This is a genomic window from Dialister micraerophilus (genome assembly GCF_947090205.1).
GTDB classification, from domain to species: domain Bacteria; phylum Bacillota; class Negativicutes; order Veillonellales; family Dialisteraceae; genus Dialister; species Dialister micraerophilus.
Window position 1 is genome coordinate 1 of record NZ_CAMUNF010000011.1, and the last position, 21,502, is coordinate 21,502.

General features: G+C 39.6%; 17 protein-coding genes. 16 read left to right on the forward strand and 1 reads right to left on the reverse strand.

The features are described from left to right. The first annotated feature begins 395 nt into the window (after positions 1 to 395). The 16 genes from P6922_RS05520 (at position 396) to P6922_RS05595 (ending at position 20,636) form a co-directional block, all read left to right on the forward strand. Complete coding sequence (locus P6922_RS05520; RefSeq protein WP_485442258.1) at positions 396 to 752, forward strand: hypothetical protein; 357 nt, start codon at positions 396 to 398, stop codon at positions 750 to 752. Between the two features lie 408 nt (positions 753 to 1,160). Next, positions 1,161 to 1,361, forward strand: a complete 201-nt coding sequence (locus P6922_RS05525; protein ID WP_007555880.1) for a hypothetical protein — start codon at positions 1,161 to 1,163, stop codon at positions 1,359 to 1,361. A 113-nt stretch (positions 1,362 to 1,474) separates the two neighbouring features. Further along, the gene (gene rpmH, locus P6922_RS05530; protein WP_007553759.1) at positions 1,475 to 1,612 is read left to right on the forward strand and encodes a 50S ribosomal protein L34; all 138 of its coding nucleotides are present in this window, start codon (positions 1,475 to 1,477) and stop codon (positions 1,610 to 1,612) included. After that, entirely contained in the window at positions 1,605 to 1,988 is a 384-nt protein-coding gene (gene rnpA, locus P6922_RS05535) for a ribonuclease P protein component (protein WP_155800580.1), read from the forward strand. Before rpmH ends, rnpA begins: the two co-directional genes overlap by 8 nt. Beyond that, complete coding sequence (gene yidD, locus P6922_RS05540; RefSeq protein WP_040013894.1) at positions 1,985 to 2,194, forward strand: membrane protein insertion efficiency factor YidD; 210 nt, start codon at positions 1,985 to 1,987, stop codon at positions 2,192 to 2,194. The genes rnpA and yidD overlap by 4 nt, the downstream gene beginning before the upstream one ends. A gap of 107 nt (positions 2,195 to 2,301) precedes the next feature. Next, on the forward strand, positions 2,302 to 3,102 hold the full coding sequence (locus P6922_RS05545) for a YidC/Oxa1 family membrane protein insertase (RefSeq protein WP_276874972.1): 801 nt from the start codon (positions 2,302 to 2,304) through the stop codon (positions 3,100 to 3,102). Next, positions 3,099 to 3,968 carry an RNA-binding cell elongation regulator Jag/EloR gene (gene jag / locus P6922_RS05550; RefSeq protein WP_276874974.1) on the forward strand — a complete coding sequence of 290 codons (870 nt, stop codon included), beginning with the start codon at positions 3,099 to 3,101 and terminating at the stop codon, positions 3,966 to 3,968. The genes P6922_RS05545 and jag overlap by 4 nt, the downstream gene beginning before the upstream one ends. Positions 3,969 to 4,061: 93 nt before the next feature. Beyond that, on the forward strand, positions 4,062 to 5,258 hold the full coding sequence (locus tag P6922_RS05555; RefSeq protein ID WP_276874975.1) for an MFS transporter: 1,197 nt from the start codon (positions 4,062 to 4,064) through the stop codon (positions 5,256 to 5,258). A gap of 274 nt (positions 5,259 to 5,532) precedes the next feature. After that, complete coding sequence (ileS, locus tag P6922_RS05560; RefSeq protein ID WP_276874977.1) at positions 5,533 to 8,346, forward strand: isoleucine--tRNA ligase; 2,814 nt, start codon at positions 5,533 to 5,535, stop codon at positions 8,344 to 8,346. Positions 8,347 to 8,576: 230 nt separating this feature from the next. Further along, entirely contained in the window at positions 8,577 to 10,640 is a 2,064-nt protein-coding gene (locus tag P6922_RS05565) for a transglycosylase domain-containing protein (RefSeq protein ID WP_276874979.1), read from the forward strand. Between the two features lie 452 nt (positions 10,641 to 11,092). Next, entirely contained in the window at positions 11,093 to 12,799 is a 1,707-nt protein-coding gene (locus P6922_RS05570; RefSeq protein WP_276874980.1) for an ABC transporter permease, read from the forward strand. Between the two features lie 9 nt (positions 12,800 to 12,808). Beyond that, positions 12,809 to 13,891, forward strand: coding sequence for an ABC transporter ATP-binding protein (locus P6922_RS05575; RefSeq protein ID WP_276874981.1), 1,083 nt, complete (start codon positions 12,809 to 12,811; stop codon positions 13,889 to 13,891). A gap of 66 nt (positions 13,892 to 13,957) precedes the next feature. Further along, positions 13,958 to 14,995, forward strand: coding sequence for an ABC transporter substrate-binding protein (locus P6922_RS05580; protein ID WP_007553719.1), 1,038 nt, complete (start codon positions 13,958 to 13,960; stop codon positions 14,993 to 14,995). An 18-nt stretch (positions 14,996 to 15,013) separates the two neighbouring features. Beyond that, entirely contained in the window at positions 15,014 to 16,426 is a 1,413-nt protein-coding gene (gene gndA / locus P6922_RS05585) for an NADP-dependent phosphogluconate dehydrogenase (protein ID WP_276874983.1), read from the forward strand. A 741-nt stretch (positions 16,427 to 17,167) separates the two neighbouring features. After that, positions 17,168 to 18,520: an S-layer homology domain-containing protein gene (locus tag P6922_RS05590; RefSeq protein ID WP_276874985.1), complete on the forward strand. Its 1,353-nt coding sequence runs from the start codon at positions 17,168 to 17,170 to the stop codon at positions 18,518 to 18,520. Between the two features lie 628 nt (positions 18,521 to 19,148). Beyond that, a complete protein-coding gene (locus P6922_RS05595) occupies positions 19,149 to 20,636 on the forward strand; it encodes an aldehyde dehydrogenase family protein (RefSeq protein WP_276874986.1) in 1,488 nt (495 codons plus the stop codon). 95 nt (positions 20,637 to 20,731) lie between these two features. Here P6922_RS05595 and P6922_RS05600 read toward each other — a convergent pair whose 3' ends face one another. Continuing rightward, positions 20,732 to 21,364: a YigZ family protein gene (locus tag P6922_RS05600; RefSeq protein ID WP_276874988.1), complete on the reverse strand. Its 633-nt coding sequence runs from the start codon at positions 21,362 to 21,364 to the stop codon at positions 20,732 to 20,734. Between the last annotated feature and the right edge of the window lie 138 nt (positions 21,365 to 21,502).

A 21,502-nucleotide genomic window follows, 5' to 3' on the forward strand; every position in this document is an offset into this window, starting at 1 on the left:
AACAAAGATATAGAGAGGTAGAGAAACAAAAACTCTACTTCTCTTTTATTTTTACACGAAAGGAATATAAATGATTGGAGAAAGAAAAGCACAAATAACCTATAAAGGCAGAAAACATACAATTTTCCATTTGACTACCTCAGAAAAGCATTCATCAAAATAACGGTTGTAAGCTCACACAAAAGAAACCACCTTGTACAAGGGAAAGACTATACGGTACACAATAAACAAGTAACCCTCAAAACAGCCCCTCGGACATCATAGAAATCTATCGAAAAACAACAACCGAACCCCTTGTTACATGGCCAGTACTCAAAGCAAAAGACCTCTCACTTCAAGAAATACAACTCCTTCACCTTGCAGAAGAAACATTTGACAAAGTACAAGACGGAGGAATGGCAAGAAGTGAAAGAGACAACACGTGGGACGGAAGATACTCGAGAATAAAAAACATTCAAGACCCGAAAGAAGACCAAGACGTGTTGACACTCCATTGGGCAAAAGAAAACAAAGAAGGCTTATTAAAAGCACTCACCGAAACAAGCGAAGAACAACAAAAAGCAATAAACAACCTTTGTGACACACAAAAACAAAACCTTACAGGACAATATCAAACATATAAAGAAAACATTGAAAACATAAAAACAAACATAGAACAACTCTATGAAAACATAAAAACAACAAGCAAAACCGAAAAAGAAACACTTATAAACACAGGGGACATCAAGAAAAGCGAAATAGAACACAATTAGGAGCAGATTACACAACATACAAAAGCGAAAGAAATCTTAAAAGCACAAACGGAACAAAGACGATCTTGACGGAAGTTTTGATAATATCGTAAGGTCGTATGAAAACAAATTAATAACATCGAAAGTACAGGTAAAAGGCTAATCGAACATAATTTTTGCGGTATAAAGCGGTAAAGGCACGCTGTAAGAAAACGCATGAGGCACAGGGATATTTTAAAAATTACGTTTTTGTATCGATATAATATTGTGAAATAATAAAAAGCGGTAGTGCAAATAAATTCAAAACAATGTAAAATAGACGGTATGATGTCGTTGTATGTATAAATATAATGAGTTACACGGAAAATATTAAAACAACGATAAATACAAGCAACATTATGATATTTAATATGTTTAAAGGAGATTTATATGTTCGGTTCGATTTGGATAAATGTGCTTGTCGCCGTACTTGTCGTTATATGTATTGCAGGGGCGATATATTTCCGCAAGTTTTATAAGAAGCGCATGGAGCAGAAAAAAGAGTATGAGCGTTTGGCAAAGAAGGCTGTCGAGCTTAATCGCCGTCAGTATATTATGAAGGCTTCCCGCTTACGTAAAAAGAGACGTTGATTTTGTATTTGAAAAGCATGTTTTTGTTTGACATGGACGATGACTTTAGCTATAATTAATTCGTTATGGTATGTGTGGTAAGCACTGCCATGTCATTGTGAGGAGGTGTAAACATGACAAAGAGAACATTTCAGCCTAATAATCACTGGCGTAAGAAGACTCACGGATTCCGTGCGCGTATGAAGACTCGTGCAGGTCGTATCGTATTGAAGAGAAGAAGAGCAAAAGGCAGAAAGGTATTGAGTGCTTAATCCGGCTATGAAAGATTTTAAACCGGATTTTTCGTTGCATCGTTCTTATCGTGTTCGCCGAAGTAAGGAGTTTCGCAGAATTTATTCCCGAGGGCGGCGGTTCAGTAATCGTTCAGCACTTATGTATGTCTTTAATGTAAGGCGTAGCGGTGTGCGTATCGGTTTTGTAGCGACAAAGAAAATCGGTACGGCGGTTATGAGAAATCGTGCGAAAAGATTGATGAAGGAAGTATATCGTTTACATCGCCATGAGCTTAAGAGCGGACATGATGCGATTATGCTGGCTAATGCTTTCCTTACGAGGGCAACTTATGAGGAAGCGGAAGAGGCTATTCTCTCTTTATGGCATAAGGCCGGACTTTTGGAGCAGGTATGAGGACAATTTTTATAGGATTGATTAAGGGGTATCGTTTCTTTGTTTCTCCTTTGAAGGGTCCTTGTTGTCGTTTTGTTCCTACTTGCAGTGAGTATGCGTTGGAGGCCGTAAAAAAATATGGAGCCCTTAAAGGCAGCTACTTAGCAGTTAAGCGGATATGCAAGTGTCACCCTTTTCATAGGGGTGGTTATGATCCGGTACCGTGAATGGCTGCTTTTTTGCATTTGCAATACGTTAATTTGCGTTTTGTCGATGAAATTCAGACGACAGAATGATTAAACGGTTGAAATCAAGACCGTATAAGGAGTAAAAGATGGCTGATTTTCAAATTCCGGTGTTGAGTACACTGGTGGGATATTTGGCGGAAATTATGAGGTTTTGCTTGCAGTTTTGCTACGGCATTACTCAGGATTTAGGATATCCCAGTTACGGTATTGCGATAATTGCGCTTACCGTTATTATCAAGGTTATTCTTCTTCCTCTTGCTATAAAGCAAATCAAGTCGATGAAGGGGATGCAGGAAGTTCAACCTCAGCTTGCCGCAATTCAGAAAAAGTATAAGAATGACAAGATGCGTCAGTCTCAGGAAATACAGCGTTTGTATGCGGAAAAAGGTGTTTCGCCTTTGTCCGGTTGCTTACCGCTTTTGATACAGATGCCTTTCCTTATCGCAATATTTTATGCGTTGCAGGGATTTCCTTATGATCCCAATCATGTAAGTTTCTTGTGGTTGGAGAGTTTGGCTGTACCGGATCCGACATATATTCTTCCGGTTATTTCCGCAGTTTCTACTTGGATTATTTCAAAACAGACGAGCGGTGAAAATGTAGCCGGTCAGCAGAAAATGATGATGATGGTTATGCCGCTTATGATCGGTTATATTTCGGTAAAATTTCCGAGCGGTCTTGTTATTTATTGGATTGTAAGTAACTTGTTCCAAGGTATTCAGCAGACAATAATGTTTTGGGGAAGTGACAAGAATGTGAAGAAAGTTGCAACTCCTCAAAACGGAAATAAAGTTGTTCGCAAGGTTATCCGTAAGAAAGTTTTGAAGACGTCGGATTCCGTAAAGTCCGACAAGGTAGGTTCCTCCGAGGAGGCGGAAAATAAATGAGAACGGTAAGAGCAGAAGGAAAAACGATTGATGAAGCTATAGCAAAAGGTCTCGAAGAATTAGGGGTAGATCGTTGTGAGGCAATTGTAAATGTTGTAGAAGAACCTTCAAGCGGATTGTTCGGATTGCTTAATAAAAAACCCGCAATAGTGGAAGTTTCGGCTCCTGACTCTATCGAAAGTTTGTCAAAACCCGTTGAAGTTGAAACGGATGAAGTTTCGGCAAAGGATATGGTATCTTCCGATATCGAAGATTCGAAAGCCGATGTTTCGGATGAAACGTCTTCTCAAGTTGAAGAAGTGATTTCCGAAGTTGAACCTGTTGAAGTTCAAAAAGATGCACTTGAAGATGCAAAAGGTGAAGAGGTTTGCGCAAAGGAAGAGGAAAAGCGTGAATTTGTCTTTTCAGAAGAAGAACAGGCTGAAACGGCGGAAATTGCAAAAGAATTTTTGACAAACGTTTTCAAAGGTATGAATATTGATGTAACTATGGAGAAGATGATAAACAGTGAACGTATATTGTTCAATCTTCATGGTGAAGGTCTGGGTATTTTGATAGGAAAACACGGACAGACATTGGACGCTTTGCAGTATCTTACAAATCTTGCTGCAGGAAAGAAGTATTTCAATCATTACTTTGTAATGCTCGATGTGGAGAATTACAGGGAAAGACGTTGCCGTACATTGGAATCTTTGGCAAGAAGATTGGCGGAGAAGGCAAAGCGCACCGGTGAAGCTGTAAAGCTTGAGCCGATGAATGCGGCCGAAAGAAGAATAATTCACTTGGCACTTCAAAACGACAATGAAGTTACTACTGAAAGTGAAGGAGAAGGACGATACAGACATATCGTCATCTCGTTGAAGTAAACAAAGAAACCCTTCCTTATGGAAGGTTTCTTTTTTCTTTTGATAAATGTATATATTTGAAAGAGTCTATATAAATGTGCGAAGAGGTATAAGATGAAAAATTGGAAATCTGCGGTGTATGTTGTATCCGCAATACAGATCGGTGCCGGAATGGCCATTATCGGTGTAATGGCATTTTTACCGCTTTTTTTAAGTCAGATAGGTATAACTGACAGCGGTGAAGCGGCATTTTGGTCCGGTATTCTTACAGCAGTTACACCGCTTACTTTAGCTATAAGTTCACCGTTTTGGTCGCTTGAAGCCAAAAAGCGCGGAGCCAAACCGGTTATGGTAATGATTTTGCTTGTGGTTGCCGTTTCAGCGACTTTGTGTTCATTTACAAATTCACCCTGGCAGCTGCTTGTTTTGCGTACGGCTCAGGGGTTGGCGGGCGGTTTCATACCGATAGGACTTTCTATCGTTACTGAAATAACACCCGAGGAAAAAACTTCTTGGGCTATGGGATTTTTCCAAGCGGCACTTGTTGCCGGTACGATGCTCGGACCGCTTGCGGGCGGTATTGTAGCCGACATATTCGGATATCGTGCACCGTTTTTGTTTTTTGCACTATTGCTTGTGCTTTGCGCTTTGGCAACGAAGTTCTTTTTGCCGGAAGTTAATAAAACGTCCGATGAAAAAGAAGACGGCAGTTCAATGTTTTCACAAATTGCTTACTTCATAAAAATTCCTGAATTTCGTGTTTTGGCGGCGATACAATTTTTGTGTAATTTCGGCATTACCGGTATGGGACCTATATTTCCTTTGTATCTCGAGAAGATGGTGGGCGGTGAAGCTACCGCCATTGCTTCATTGGTAGGATTTCTTATATTCCTTTCCGGTGGAGCGGATGCACTTGCGTCTTTGTCCGCCGGAACGATTACACAAAGATTTGATATGAAAAAAGTTTTGTTTGTTTCTACAATTTTCGTAGGATTTACTTTCATATTCCAATACCTTATGACTACAGTATGGGGATTGGGTGCATTTCGTGTAGTTACCGGCTTGGGTATAGGTATAATCATGCCGATTACAAATACACTTATCGCAAAATCCGTACCGCCCGAAAAGCGTTCGATAGTGTTCGGCGTGGTTTCAAGTATTTCCATGCTCGGAAACGTTGCCGGTCCTGCTACCAGCGGTGTGCTTGCAATGTACATGGGCTATGCATCCGTATTCTGGCTTACGGCATTTGCCTTCTTTTTAGGAGGAATATTGTTCTTTATAACCGACAGAAGAAAAAAAGCGGTATAAATTTCTTGACATTTTGCGCCGATATTTGTATATTATAGGAAATATTTACTAAAGGCGTTGAGAAAGACGTTTTGTCGATATTTTGTCAAAAGAGAGTTCCGTTTGGTGAAAAGGGACGGCAATACGACAAATAAATCACTTTTGAGCCGCGGAGAGGAAATGCTCCGACGTTGCACACGTTACGTGTTCCGAGTGGCATTTTTGTCATTAGGGTGGTACCACGGGAATATTCTCGCCCCTTATCGGGCGGGATTTTTTTATTAGGAGGTAAAGAATGGATTATAGTAAAACACTGCAATTGCCGCAGACAGAATTTCCTATGCGCGGTAATTTGCCTAAAAGGGAACCGGAGTTTGTAAAGTTTTGGCAAGAAAACAATTTGTATGAAAAAAGAATTGAAAAAAGAAGTAGTGAAAATGCACCGTTATTTGTTCTTCATGATGGACCTCCGTATGCAAACGGCAAAATTCACATCGGTCATGCGTTGAATAAAACTTTGAAAGATATTATTGTTCGTTATAAGTTTATGGAAGGGAACAATGTAAATTTCGTTCCCGGTTGGGATACTCATGGACTTCCGATTGAATATGCGGTTTTGAAGGAATCGGGCGAAGATCGTGCAAATATGACTCCGATTGAATTACGCAGAAAATGTCTTGAGTATGCAAAGAAGTGGATTGCAATTCAAAAAGAAGATTTTATCCGTATGGGTGTAATCGGTGATTGGAATAATCCTTATGTAACTTATGACAAGCATTTGGAAGCAAGACAGATTGAAGTTTTCGGAGAAATGGCAAAGCGCGGTTATATTTACAAGGGTAAGAAAACCGTTTATTGGTGTGCAAATTGTGAAACCGCTCTTGCCGAAGCTGAAATTGAATATAAGGAAAGCAAGTCTCCGAGTATTTATGTAAAATTTCCGGTACGTGATGTGAAAAATCTTTTACCGGAAGGCGTTTCAAAGGAAAAAGCTTTTGCCGTAATTTGGACAACCACACCTTGGACAATTCCGGCAAACCAGCACATTTGTGTAAATCCCAAGTTCGATTATGTATGGGTACATAATAAAGATGCCGATGAATACTACCTTATGAGTAAGGAATTGGCACCGAAAGCGCTCGAAGAATGCAAAGTTGAAAATTATGAATTTGTCGATCGTGTGATGAAGGGTGAAGAACTCGATATGATAGAATTTTCTCATCCTCTTATTACCGACAGAGTAGTACATGTGCTTGAAGGCGATCACGTAACTTTGGATGCAGGTACAGGTTGTGTACATACAGCACCGGGACATGGTAGTGACGACTTCAACATACATTTGAAATATGTACATGCCGGAAAAATTGATGCTGAAGTAATTTGTCCGGTAGATGCAAAAGGAAGAATGACAAAAGAAGCCGGAGAAGAGCTTGAAGGGCAGCTTGTCTGGGATGCACAGGGCAAGGAAATTTCACTTCTTGCACATGCGGGACGTCTTTTGGGAAAGAAATCTATGCGTCACCAATATCCGCATTGCTGGCGTTGCAAAAATCCGGTAATTTACAGAGCGACGGAGCAGTGGTTTGCATCAATCAACGATTACAGAGATGCGGCACTCAAGGCGGTAAACGATACGAAATTTATTCCTTCATGGGGACACGACAGATTGTACAACATGGTACGTGACAGACAAGACTGGTGTATTTCACGTCAACGTTCATGGGGCGTGCCGATTCCGGTATTCTACTGTGAAGATACGGGCAAACCGATTATTACCGATGAAACTATAGCATCAGTAAAAGCATGGATTGAAAAGGAAGGCTCCGATGCATGGTGGACACACAGTGCAAAAGAACTTCTTCCGGAAGGTTTCAAATCTCCATACAGCGGTAAATCCAATTTCAGAAAAGAAACGGACATCATGGACGTATGGTTCGACTCCGGATCTACATGGAACGGAGTTGTAAAACAACCTCGTGAAGAATGGAAGGGCATGTCATTCCCTTGTGATTTGTACCTTGAAGGAAGCGATCAGCACCGCGGCTGGTTCCAAAGTTCACTTCTCACCTCGGTTGCCGTAAACGGAAAAGCTCCCTACAAAGCATTACTCACACACGGATTTACCGTAGACGGTGAAGGCAGAAAGATGAGTAAATCCGTAGGTAACGTAGTTGCACCTCAGACAATCATAAACAGATACGGTGCGGACGTAATGAGACTTTGGATTGCAAGCTCCGATTACCAAGGCGATGTACGACTCTCTGACGAAATCATCAAGCAGATGAGCGATGTATATCGTAAAATCAGAAACACATACAGATACCTTTTGAGCAATCTCTACGACTTCGATGTAGAAAAAGATGCAATTCCGTACAATGAAATGGAAGAAATCGACAAATGGGCATTGCTCCGCTTGGAACAAGTGCGTGATCAAGTGACGAAAGCATATAAAAATTATGAATTCCATGTAATGTACCATGTAATACATAACTTCTGTACGGTAGATATGTCGGCAATTTATCTCGATATATTGAAAGACAAACTTTATGAAGAAGTACCGAATTCAAAAGAAAGAAGAAGTGCACAGACTGCAATTCATGAAATACTCGTAACACTTACAAAACTCATGGCACCGGTATTGGCATTCACGACCGAAGAAGTATGGCAGGCAATGAAACACACCTCAAAAGAAGAGAAGAGTGTACATCTTGAAAACTGGCCTGAAGCAAAACCGGAATACCTTGATGAAAAACTTGAAGAAAAATGGAACAAACGTCTTGCACTCAGAGGCGAAATCACCAAAGCGTTGGAAGAAAAACGTAAATTGAAAGAAATAGGACATTCCTTGGATGCAGATGTAACGGTATATGCAAAAGGCGAAGCATACGATACACTTGTTGAAATGGAAAAAGAACTTGCGGACTTCTGCATAGTTTCTACAATAAAAGTAGAAAAGAGCGATGACGAAGAACTCAAAGTCGACGTAAAAATTTCAACACGTGAAAAATGTGAAAGATGTTGGAAACATTTGCCGAGTGTAGGAAATGACGAAAAACACCCGACAGTATGCGCAAGATGTTCAAGAGTGCTTAAAGAAATGGGATTATAAAACGAAAAACTTCCGTGAGGGAAACTTGCGGAAGTTTTTTTCATGCGTAAAATATGAATGTATACAAAGTGAAGTACGAATGTATACAAAATAAAATATCAATGCACATAAAGTAAAATATTAACGTATATGAAGTAAAACACTAATGTATATAAATGCAAAAAATATGATATAATAAGCTAAACTGCGTAATGGACTTTAAGTCTTTATCATAGAGGTGCGAAAGAAACATGAAAAATTCGGAAATTCACAGAAACCGAAACAAAAAAAAGTCGGTATTCGGCAAATTTTTAAGAGTAATTATAATAGTTTGCATAATTGCATTGGCAGGTATAGGTGCAGGACTTGCATTTTCACTAAGAGGATTGCCTGATGTCGAATCGAATATGACACCGAATATTTCCTCGAGAATATATGATGTAAAAGGTAGATTGATTGCAACCGTACATGCCGAGGAAAACCGTATACCGGTACCTATTACGGAAGTACCGGAAAATTTGCAAAATGCGTTTATTGCCGCTGAAGACGTGAGATTTTATGAACATCACGGAATAGATCCCAGAGGAATATTGAGAGCGCTTTTCAGCAATATCATACATGGACAAGCGACGGGACAGGGCGGAAGTACGATAACTCAGCAGCTTGCAAGAAATGCGTTTTTAAGTCAGGAACAAACAATTAAGAGAAAAATATTGGAAGTGTTCCTTGCATTTGAAATAGAAAGCAAGTATGACAAACAGAAAATACTTGAAATGTACATGAATCAAATATATTTCGGACAAGGTTGCTACGGTATAGAGACCGCATCGAAAGTATACTTCGGCAAAGATGCGAAAGATTTGACTCTTGCACAATGTGCGATGCTTGCAGGATTGCCCAACAGTCCGAATTACTACTCTCCGTTCAGAAGTCTTGAAGCGGCGAAGTCAAGACAGGCGGTAGTACTTGACCAAATGGCGAAGTACGGATACATTACCGAAGAACAGGCCGAAGCTGCAAAAGTTGCGGATGTAGGACTCATGAAACCTTCCAAAGTAAAGAGCGATGTAAATAAAGCGCCTTACTTCGTAAATTATGTAATTCAGGAAATAAGCGACAAGTACGATTCCGAAGCGATTTACAAAGAAGGACTTCAGATTTACACAACGCTTGATTTGGATATGCAGGAAGCTGCAGAATCGGCAGTAAGAAATGACTTGCCTCCGGGAGCAAAAGACAAAAACGGAGTAAGTCAGCCTCAGGCGGCATTACTCTCACTGGAAGTAGGCACAGGATACGTAAAAGCGATGGTAGGCGGAAGAGGCGAAGACCACTTCAACCGTGCGGTGCAGATGATACGTCAACCGGGATCGGCATTCAAACCTTTCGTATATGCTGCGGCATTGGACAGCGGATTAAGTCCGTCAACCATACTCAGCAACGAAAAGAAAGAATATGCCGGCGGATGGGTACCGAAGAATTACGACGGAACATACGGCGGAAAAGTCAGCATGATAGAAGCCCTTGTACACTCGATGAACTTACCTACAATCGACCTTGCAAATAAAGTCGGAATGAGTAAAATTCTGAAACTTGCAGAATCGTGCGGAATATCCACACTTGTAAAAGACGGAAAATACTCGGACAACAACCTTGCAGCATCCATCGGCGGACTTACAAACGGTGTTTCGGTAATCGACATGGCAAAGGCATACAGCGTATTTGCAAATGACGGTGTACTTGTAGAACCGAGAGCAATTATAAAAGTTGTAGACAAAAACGGAAATACACTCGAAGATCACTCCGAAAAACCGCAAGGAAAACATGTACTTGACCAAACAACTGCGGACAAACTCACAAGCATGCTCGAGCAGGTAATAACGAAAGGTACCGGCGGCGGTGCATACATCGGAGGAGCGGCTGCAGGAAAAACAGGTACAACGGACGATGAACACGATGCATGGTTTGCAGGATACACTCCCCATCTTTTAACGGTCGTATGGATAGGTGACGATACATCGACAAATGCGGGATATACGGGAGGAACCATACCGGCGGTTATCTGGAAAGATTACATGAGAGTTGCGGAAGGAATTTATCCTTCAAAAGGATTTGAAATCTCCGACAGTATAAGACAGCAGACTCAATACATGTCGCAAAAGGAAAAGGACGAAAAAGAAAAGAAAGAGAAAGAAAAAGACAAAAAACAAAAATTGCAACAAACGGCAGATAAAGCAAAATCAAATGTAAAACAAGCCGGAGAAAAACTTCTTGATAGAATAGCGGGAAAAAACTCGCAAGAAGACAGCGAATAAATCAACCCTCTTTACCGAACAAATCGGTAGAGAGGGTATTTTTATGAAATAAATTATGAAGTGAAATGATTGAAAACATATTTGAAAACAAAAATATAAGTGTATAGAAAAAAGTTTTATAACAAATGAAACCTGCAAAATAACCCTTTTAAGTCGACAATTGATGAATAAGTATATACTTATGTTTTTTATCGGGAAATTTTCACGATACACAAAATAAAACAACCTCGAAAGTTTTTGAAAACAAAGCAAAAAATACGATAAAAAAGTCCCTTTTTATTACCCTAAATGATATTTACAAGTAAAAAAAGTATAATTTGATGTGCTTTGTGACAATTATTCAATTTAATAGATATGGTATACTTATTAACCTTTTAATGGTATAATTGTAAAGTCAAAAGTAAGAGAGTTATGTTAAAAATATTGGATAAAATGTTTTAGGGGGTTTTCTTTTGAATCGCGTTTCATCTTATTTGTCAAATCAAATAAAAATCACGAAAAATACATTTCGCGATCCTGTGATAGCCATAGTAACCGTAGCGGTTATTATAGGACTGTGCGTATTTGTAGTTTGGCCGCTTCTTGAAGTGGTAAAACAAAGTTTTGTAGATACAAGCGGAAATGTATCTATTACCGCATACAAGAATATTTTCACAATGAGTGCGACATATACCGCTCTCATAAATACTCTGTTTCTTGCAGTAATAGTAAGCGTGCTTGCAACTGCAATAGGATTTCTTTTTGCATATTGCACATCGCATCTGAAAATGGGCGGTAAAAGACTTTTCAGTTTGATAGCGATGATGCCGATGGTATCACCGCCGTTTTCGGTTGCATTGTCGATTATAATGCTTTTCGGAAGTCGTGGACTTATTACATACAATCTTTTAGGTTGGAGCAATACGAACATTTACGGATTGAAAGGTTTGATATTCGTACAGACCATTTCATTCTTCCCGATAGCATTTCTTCTTCTTGCGGGTATGCTTCGTTCAATAGACTCGTCAATTGAAGATGCCGCAAGAGATTTGGGTTCTTCCAAATGGCGTACATTCAAAACGGTTACCGTACCTCTTGTAAGTCCCGGTATTGCAAATGCGTTTTTGCTTGTATTTATAAAATCTATCGCCGACTTTGCAAACCCTATGGCAATCGGCGGAAACTTCTCGACATTGGCGACACAAGTTTACTTGCAGACCATCGGAAGCTATGACGTACAAGGCGGAGCGGCAGTTGCGGTAATGCTTTTGGATATTGCAATGGTACTCTTCGTTTTATCCAAGTATTGGATTGAAAAGAAAACATATGTAACCGTTACGGGTAAAGCATCACGTGAACGTACAATGATTTCAGATCCTCACGTAGTGTACCCGATAGCCGGATTTTGTTTCTTGGTATCGGCAATCGTTATAGCTATATACGTACTTATACCGGTCGCATCGTTTGTAAAAATGTGGGGAGTGGATTATTCATTTACTTTAAACCATTACAAATATGCGTTGAGTGTAGGTAAGAGTGCGTTCCAAGATACGACATGGCTTGCAATTGTCGCAACACCTATTGCAGGTATTTTAGGAATGATAGTTGCATACCTTGTAGTACGTAAAAAATTTATCGGACGAATGTTCATAAACTTCGCATCACTTTTGAGTATTGCCGTACCGGGTACAGTTATCGGTATAGGATATATACTGACATTCAATGAAGAACCGTTGCAGCTTACAGGTACTGCTGCAATTTTGATAGCAGCATTTGTAGTAAGATCGCTTCCTATCGGTATACGTGCCGGAGTATCCAGCCTTCAGCAAATAGATCCGAGCATAGAAGAAGCGGCAGCGGACTTGGGAAGTAATTCCACACGTGTATTTACAACCGTCACACTTCCGTTGATAAAGAGTGCATTCTTCAGCGGACTTGTTTACTCATTTATCAGAAGTATGACAAGTATCAGTGCGGTAATATTCTTGGTATCGGCAAAATACAGTCTTTTGACGGTTCTTGTACTTGACCAGGTAGAAGACAACCAATTCGGAGTTGCATCCGCATTCTCCACATTGCTTATTTTGATAGTATACATTGCCGTACTCTTTATACAATTGATTTTGAGCCGCTTAGGTTCCAAGCAAGTAACACCGGAAACGGAACCGGCAAGTTTTTAAGGAGAGAACATGACAAAACAGGTAGATATACAGTTGAAAAACTTGACAAAAAAATATGAAAGTCCTGACGGAAAAGGCACATTTCTTGCCGTAGATCACATAAATGTAAATATATCCGCCGGACAATTCGTAACCCTTTTGGGACCTTCCGGCTGCGGAAAAACCACTACATTGCGTATGGTTGCCGGATTTGAAACTATAACGGACGGAGAAATACTTTTGGACGGCAAAAGAATAAATGAAATGACACCCGACAAACGTGATTCATCAATGGTATTTCAAAGTTATGCACTTTTTCCGCACTATGACGTATTCGGAAACGTGGCATACGGACTTGTCAACAAGAAAATGGACAAGAAACTTATAAAAGAAAAAGTATTGGGAATGCTCGAACTCGTAGGATTGAAAGGATTGGAACACAGATTTCCCAATCAATTATCCGGCGGTCAGCAGCAACGTGTAGCACTTGCACGTGCGCTTGTAATGGAACCGGCAATGTTGCTGTTTGACGAACCGCTTTCAAACCTTGATGCCAAATTGCGTATTTACATGCGTAAAGAAATAAGAAAAATACAACAACGTATAGGAATTACAAGTATATACGTAACACACGACCAATCTGAAGCGATGAGCTTGTCGGACATGATAATAATAATGAATAAAGGTAAAATCGAACAATGCGGTACACCTCGTGAAATCTACCATTATCCGAAAACAAAGTTTGTGGCGGACTTCATAGGAAATGCGAACTTCATACCGGCAAAAGTTGAAAAAGTCTGTGATGAAGAATTGGAAGTGGATGTACTGGGAAGCAAATTTTCGGTACACTGTTCCGCAGACGATGTAAAAGTAAATGATACTGTAGACATAGTAATAAGACCTGAAGCGATTGAGCTTGCCGACAGCGGAGATATTGAAGGTGAAGTAATCACATCCACATACATGGGAGCGTTGCAGGAATACGTAGTAAAAGCGGGCGACTATGAACTGGAAGCTGAAGCTTACAATCCTATAGGAAAGAAAATATACGAAGTTGGCGACAAAGTATGGCTTAAGATACACAGAGAAGCCTTGCATGCAGTGAATAAATAGCTGAAAGCTAGTATTCTATATTCAATTTTCGAGACTAAAGTCTCTATTTTCCAAAGGAGGAAAAGTATGAATCGTTTTTTGAAAACGACAATTGCAGCTGTATTGGCAGGTGCGGTGGCGTTGAGTTTTTCAGGCTGCGGCAGTGAAAAAGAAGCTGCAAAAGCAAACAACAGCAAAGAAGTAACCATTTATATGGGCGTTGTCGAACAGTCGGCAAAAGTAGTTGCTGAAGAATTTGAAAAAGATACAGGTATACATGTAAACTTCGTACGTATGAGCGGCGGAGAAACATTGAGCCGTATCCGTGCAGAAAAAGACAATCCTCAAGCCGATGTATGGTACGGCGGAAGTGCCGACTCATTCATCATGGCAAAGAAAGAAGGACTTCTTGAGGCATACAAATCACCGAATGCGGAAAAAATAAAACCCGAGTTCAAAGATGCTGACGGATACTGGACCGGTATTTACCAAGGATACTTGGGATTTATTCTTGACGGAAGATACTTCGATGAACACAACCTTCAAGAACCGAAATCATGGGACGACCTTTTGAAACCCGAATTCAAGGGACAAATCGTAATGGGTAACCCGGGATCGGCATCCACAGGATACGTAATCGTATCTGCAATCGTTCAGAACATGGGCGAAGAAAAAGGTATGGAATATCTCGCTAAGTTGAACAAGCAAATCAAGCAGTACACCAAGGCGGGAGCCGCTCCGGCAAGAAGTGCCGCATTGGGAGAAGCTGCAATCGGAATTACATACATTCACAACGGTATCCGTTTGATGAAAGAAGGAAATACAAACGTAAGACTTTCATTACCTGAAGAAGGAACTGCATACGAATTGGGCGCAGTAGCAATTATAAAGAACGCACCGAACATGGAAAATGCCAAGAAGTTCGTTGACTGGTGTCTGACAAAGAAAGCACAGGAAATCGGACAGCACAACAACTCCTACCAGTTCTTGACAAATCCGGATGCAAATCCGCCGGAAGAAGCAATGAAATTCAAAGATGCTAAGTTAATGAAGTACGACTTCCAGTGGTCCGGCGACAATCGCGGAAGACTTTTGGAAGCATGGAATGCAGCAGTAAAAGAATAATAAACGAAGGAATAATAAATGACGCAAAAAGCAAAACTCGGACTTATCGGATTGGCGGTAATGGGAGCCAATTTAGCACGTAATGCAGCAAGAAACGGATTTACAACTTGTGTGTACAACCGTACATACGCAAAAACCGAAAACTTCATGAAAGAATTCGGAAACAATCCTCACCTTGTAAGTGCGGAAACATTGGAAGAGCTTGTAGGAAAACTCGAAAAGCCGCGTAAAATACTTCTCATGATCAAAGCCGGAGAAGCTGTCGACAAAACAATCGAACAAATTCTTCCGCTCATAGAAAAAGGCGACATAATTATAGACGGAGGAAATTCCTACTACAAAGACACGCAAAGACGTGAAAAATACCTTTCGGAAAAAGGTATCGAATACGTAGGAATGGGAGTATCCGGCGGAGAAGAAGGAGCATTGAACGGACCGAGCCTCATGCCCGGTGCAAACCGTAAAGCTTACAACGAACTCAAACCGATTTTGGAAGCCATATCGGCAAAAGCAAATGGTGAACCCTGTGTGGACTACATAGGAAAAGACGGTGCAGGACACTACGTAAAAACCGTACATAACGGAATAGAATACGCAGACATGCAAATGATTGCCGACGTATATATGTTCATGAAAGAAATCCTTTGCATGACAACCGATGAGATGGCAAATACATGGGAAAAATGGAATAAAGGAAAACTTTCATCCTACCTTGTAGAAATCACATCTCAAATACTCCGTAAAAAAGATGATGAAACGGGTAAACCGATGGTAGACGTCATACTCGACAAAGCAATGCAAAAAGGCACAGGCAAATGGACAAGCCTTTCGGCACTCGAATTGGGTACGGCGGCACCTACCATAACCGAAGCGGTATTTGCAAGAATAATGTCAAGCAACAAAGAAGAAAGAACGGCACTTGCAAAAATTTACGAAACGGTAAACTTGCCGAAAACGGATATAGACAAAAAACAAATTATAGACGATTTGGAAAATGCACTCTACGGAGCGAAAATTTGTGCATACGCACAAGGATTCAATCTCATAGCGCAAGCAAGTAAAACATACGACTGGGACGTAAAACTCGGTAACATTGCCAAAATATGGAGAAACGGTTGCATAATACGTGCAGGATTTTTAGATCGCGTAACCGAAGCATATGAAAAGCAAAAAGAAATAGAAAACTTGCTTTTCACCGACTACTTTGCAAAAGCGTTGAAAGAATCAAGAGCAGGCTGGGGACGCATCGTATCGACAGCAGTACTGTCGGGAGTTGCAGTTCCGGCACTTAGCTCGGCACTTCAATACTTCGATGCATACAGAAAATCACAATCAGGTGCATCACTTATACAAGCACAAAGAGACTACTTCGGTGCACACACCTACGAAAGAAACGATAAAAAAGGTACATTCCACACCGAATGGTTCTAAAGAAAAGAGTCTGTTGCATGATATGCCTTGTCACAAACAGGGCATATCGTCAAAGACTCTTTTTAATTTATTATAAATTTAAATTAGAGAATGCTATAAATAAAATCAATCTCATAAAATGAGAAATATAATTGACAATAAATAACAAGTATGATAATGTTTTATACAACATAAAGCGTAGTAAAGTAGTAAAATATGAAGGCGATAAAAAGGCAGTACATAAAAAAGCATGAAACGGCAATCGAAGTAAAAACAGAAGAAAAGTAGTGATTGTAGGCATGCACTATAAATTCGGATTGAATTTAAGTGGATGTTTTTTTGTTGCCGAAATCTTGATGAATGCCGGCGTACTTACGGGAGCATTTACGTGCGTATTCATCAAGAAAAATAAACCTTTTCCATGTTTCGGCAATTTTTGTGGAAAAGGCAAAATAAATTGCCGGGTAATATATAAACGCATTATATTACACAATAATTTAATACTCCTTGTAGTAAAACACTGTGTAGAAAGCACATGGTCGGGCGACCTCCCGGACTCTGTGCTTTTTATGCTGCAAAAATAAATATCGGTTTAAATATTATGAAATGAAACAGAAAAATTATAAATTTTACAGAAAAAAATTATTTTTTTATAAAAAATGTTAATATTATTGAAATTACGTTATTAATATGTTATATTCATAATATTCGAATTACAAGTAAAGACTAAAGGGAAATTTTGAGTTAAAGGAGATTAGATATATGAAGAAAATTGCAAGTATGTTGGCCGTTATTGCTTTATCTGCGGGAGCATCCGCTTATGCCGCCAACCCGTTTGTCGATGTGAAGGAATCAAGTTGGGCATATCAGGCGGTATCGGAACTGTCTAAGCAAGGCGTTATAGAAGGTTATTCAGACGGTACATTTAAAGGTAACAATCATTTAACAAGATTTGAAATGGCACAGATTGTTGCACGTCTGTTGGCACAAGAAAATCAGCTCAATGAAAGCCAAAAAGCAACGGTAACAAAATTGGCAAATGAATATTCTCAGGAACTTTCAAATCTGGGCGTACGTGTTTCCAATGTTGAAAAGAAGGTAGGAAATGTTGCATGGTCGGGTGATGTGCGTTTTCGTTATGCACATGAAGAATTTTTGACACCGTTTTCTGTGAATGCTTTTGGATTTTTTGCAAGTGGAGACGGTGAAGTTTATAAAGCGGATCCGATGTCCGTTCGTTTAAGACTGAATGCGGATGCAAAAGTGAATGACCGTACTCATGTAAAAGCAAGTTTGCTTCATGAATATGATTTTATAGGATATGAAGATCCGGTCGGCGGTGAATTTTACCCGGCGGGTACACAGCATACAGGCGTAAATCGTATGCACATCGAATATGCACCTACAAAAGATACTTTGGTAGATGTGGGCAGTACACAATTAACCTTGGGTACGGGTGCATGGTACGACAGCGATTTTAAAGGTATAGTAACATCCTATGACAACGGGAAGTTCGGATTGAAAGTGGGAAAAGGAAGAATGACTCAAGTAGCCTATCCCGTAAAACAATCTTTTGCAGAAGCAAAGGCGCATTTCAATAATGTGACTGCAGGTGCTTTTTACGTAGACGGTGATGTTACGATACCTCAAGGGTTTTTATCAAGAAAATATCCGATAACTGCACGCGGATTTTTCACCGATATAGCTCTTTCAGATCGTCTGTCTGTAAGTGGAGATTGGGTCAAAGTGGACAGTCCCAAGCTGTTAAGAGAAGGTTTATCAACCTTTAAGCATGCAGGAATCGATTACGGTAATATAAATTTGAATGAAGTCGGTTCATACAAATTAGGATTGCATTACTATGATGCACCGCCGTTATCCTATATCATCGGCAGTAATCATCCGAACGGTACACCGTTTGTAATAGGATTGGCAACGATGGGTGGAGCAAAATTCTGGATGGCACGAGTACAGTATGTACCTATGAAAAATGTAGAACTCCAAGCATACTTGAATTTTGACGGTGAAACTTATAAGACTAAGTTTTATCCCGGTGTTGACAAAGTACTTCCTATCAAAAATACATGGGGTATAGATTTAACTTATAAATTTTAATACAGATATGTCTGATACAAAAGGAGACGGGCGAATAAAGCCGGTCTCCTTTTGCTTGATTTGATTTTTTGAAATTAAGTGACCGAATTTGCGTTACTTAAAATTTGGCAATTTTGAAAAGTTTAATTTTTCGGAAATAAATATTTTTATAAATTTTTGATTTTGATATAAAGCACTTTTGAAGATCGTGTCCGATTTTTGGAAGTGCATTTATTATTTATAAAGAATTTCATTTATACCTTTTATGGCTCTATCTGAATTTGCATTTACTGAAGGATTGCAGCTCTTACCGAAACTGCTTTACATGAGGAATGATAACTTTGCTTACAAATTTTTGTATGTTTTCCGTATTCGGTATGTAAATACAACAATGTAGTACCGACAACTATAAAACGATTTAAAATAATATTATTTTAAATAAGTAAGGCATAATTTTAACGGAGTAATTTATACAAAACGGCACATCAAAAGCATTTTAATTATAAGATTACAAAAAGTTATAGAAAAAAAGTAAATCAAGATACTTGAATATAAAAATATTTTGTGATATACTTTGTTTGCTTGAGAAATAAGCGAGCTAAAATTATATAATAATTTTTTTAAATATATTTCCGAAAGGATGGAAACTATGGAAAAGGTAAATCTTCAGAAACAGTACGGTTTGTTTATTGACGGTGAATGGAAAGATGCTTCCGACGGCGGATTGTTCAAGTCATACAGTCCGGCTACGGGAGAAATGCTTGCGGAAATTGCCGAAGCTACCAAGGAAGACGTGGATCTTGCGGTAGCTGCAGCACACAAGGCATTACCTTCATGGTCAAAGACATCTCCGATTGAAAGACAGAATTTATTACTCAAGATTGCAGATATTATCGATGCGAACGCAAAGCATCTCGCAATGGTTGAAACTTTGGACAACGGTAAGCCGATCAGAGAAACAAGTACGGTAGATATACCGATGAGTGCAGATCACTTCCGTTACTTTGCAGGCGTTATACGTGCAGAAGAAGGAACTGCAACAATGATTGATGACAATACAATGTCACTTGTATTGAAGGAACCGATTGGTGTTGTAGGTCAGATTATTCCGTGGAACTTCCCCTTCCTTATGGCGGCATGGAAACTTGCTCCGGCATTGGCGGCAGGAAATACGGTAGTTTTGAAACCGTCCTCACACACATCATTGTCACTTCTTGAACTTGTACGTTTGATTAAAGACGTACTTCCGAAGGGTGTATTGAATGTAATTACAGGTGCAGGCAACAAGTCCGGACAGTGGATTTTGGAACATGACGGATTTGACAAGCTCGCATTTACAGGATCTACTCAGGTAGGTTACAAGGTATACAAAGCAGCTTGCGACAAACTTATTCCGGCAACATTGGAACTCGGCGGAAAATCTGCAAACATGATTTTCAATGACTGCGATATAGATCAGGCTGTTGAAGGTGTACAAATCGGTATACTTTTCAATCAGGGACAGGTCTGCTGCGCAGGATCCCGTGTATTCGTTCAGGAAGGTATTTATGACGAATTCCTTGCCCGTTTGAAGACGGCGTTTGAAAAAGTAAAAATCGGAAGTCCGCTCGATATGAGTACCGAAATGGGTTCGGCTATATATGAAAGGCAAATGCAGAAAGTTCTTGACTACGTAAAAGTCGGAGTTGAAGAAGGCTGCAAGCTTATCACCGGCGGAGAAAGATACATGGAAAACGGATGTGACAAAGGTTACTTCGTTCGTCCGACAATTTTGACGGCATCAAGCAACAGCGATCGTGTATGTCAGGAAGAAATATTCGGACCGGTAGTAGTTGTACAGAAGTTTAAGACTGTAGATGAAGTTATAGCACTTGCAAATGACAGCGACTACGGCTTGGGCGGCGGAGTATTTACAACCAACTTGCAAACCGCAATGAAAGTATCTCGTGGAGTACACACAGGACGTGTATGGGTAAATACATACAACGACATTCCGGCAGGTGCACCGTTCGGCGGATACAAGCGTTCGGGAATAGGTCGTGAAACACACAAGATGATTATGAGTGCATACTCACAGACAAAGAGCGTTATTATAAACCTCAAAGAAGGAACAAAAGGACTTTACAGTGTAAAGTAATTAAATAAAAAAAGATCGGATTGAATTTCAGTTAATCCCCCTTAAATTCATCCGGTCTTTTTTATTTGTCTATATTAATATTGTGAAAGGAAACATTATAACGGAAGTTTTACGTATTCTTCGCTTGGAGTTTCGATAATTGCGGTTCCGCTTGTCATATTTGTGAAAAATTCAATATGTTTATCCGAATTTTCCGTCAAACACAACATAGAAATTTTCACTTTATCTGTAAACAGTCTGTCGGTGACTATAATGTCCGTATCTTTTATGTAATTTTCAAACGCACCTACAAAAGTGTAGTTTACGGTAAGAATAATTTTTTGATGCGGAGTAAATCGTATAATTTTCGAGTCATTGAGTGCATTTGCAAGTGAAGATGAGTAAGCACGTGTCAATCCTCCGGCACCGAGTTTTATTCCTCCGAAATACCTTGTGACGGTTGCAACCACATTTGTAAGATTGTTTGCCTGTAAAACGTGAAGCATCGGATGGCCGGCGGTACCTTGAGGTTCGCCGTCATCGCTTGAACGTTCCGCAATTTGTTTTATCCCGATACGATAAGCCGAACAATTGTGAGTGGCGTCACGCATATCTTTTTTAACTGAAAGTATGAAATCTTGCGCTTCCTTTTCACTGTTTACGGGAGCGATTTGTGCAATGAATAAAGATTTTTTTATTTCGGTATTTTGCTTTGTAAGTTTTTCGATAGACTCGTAAGCTGTAAGCATATGAAACTCCTTTCTTTTTTATTCTAACATAATTGAATTATTAAACAATTTTCGTAATTGATAGTCTAAATGATAATCATTATTGACATGGTTTTTTTTGTTTTGTAAAATAACTAAAGCACATATTTTAGTTTTATA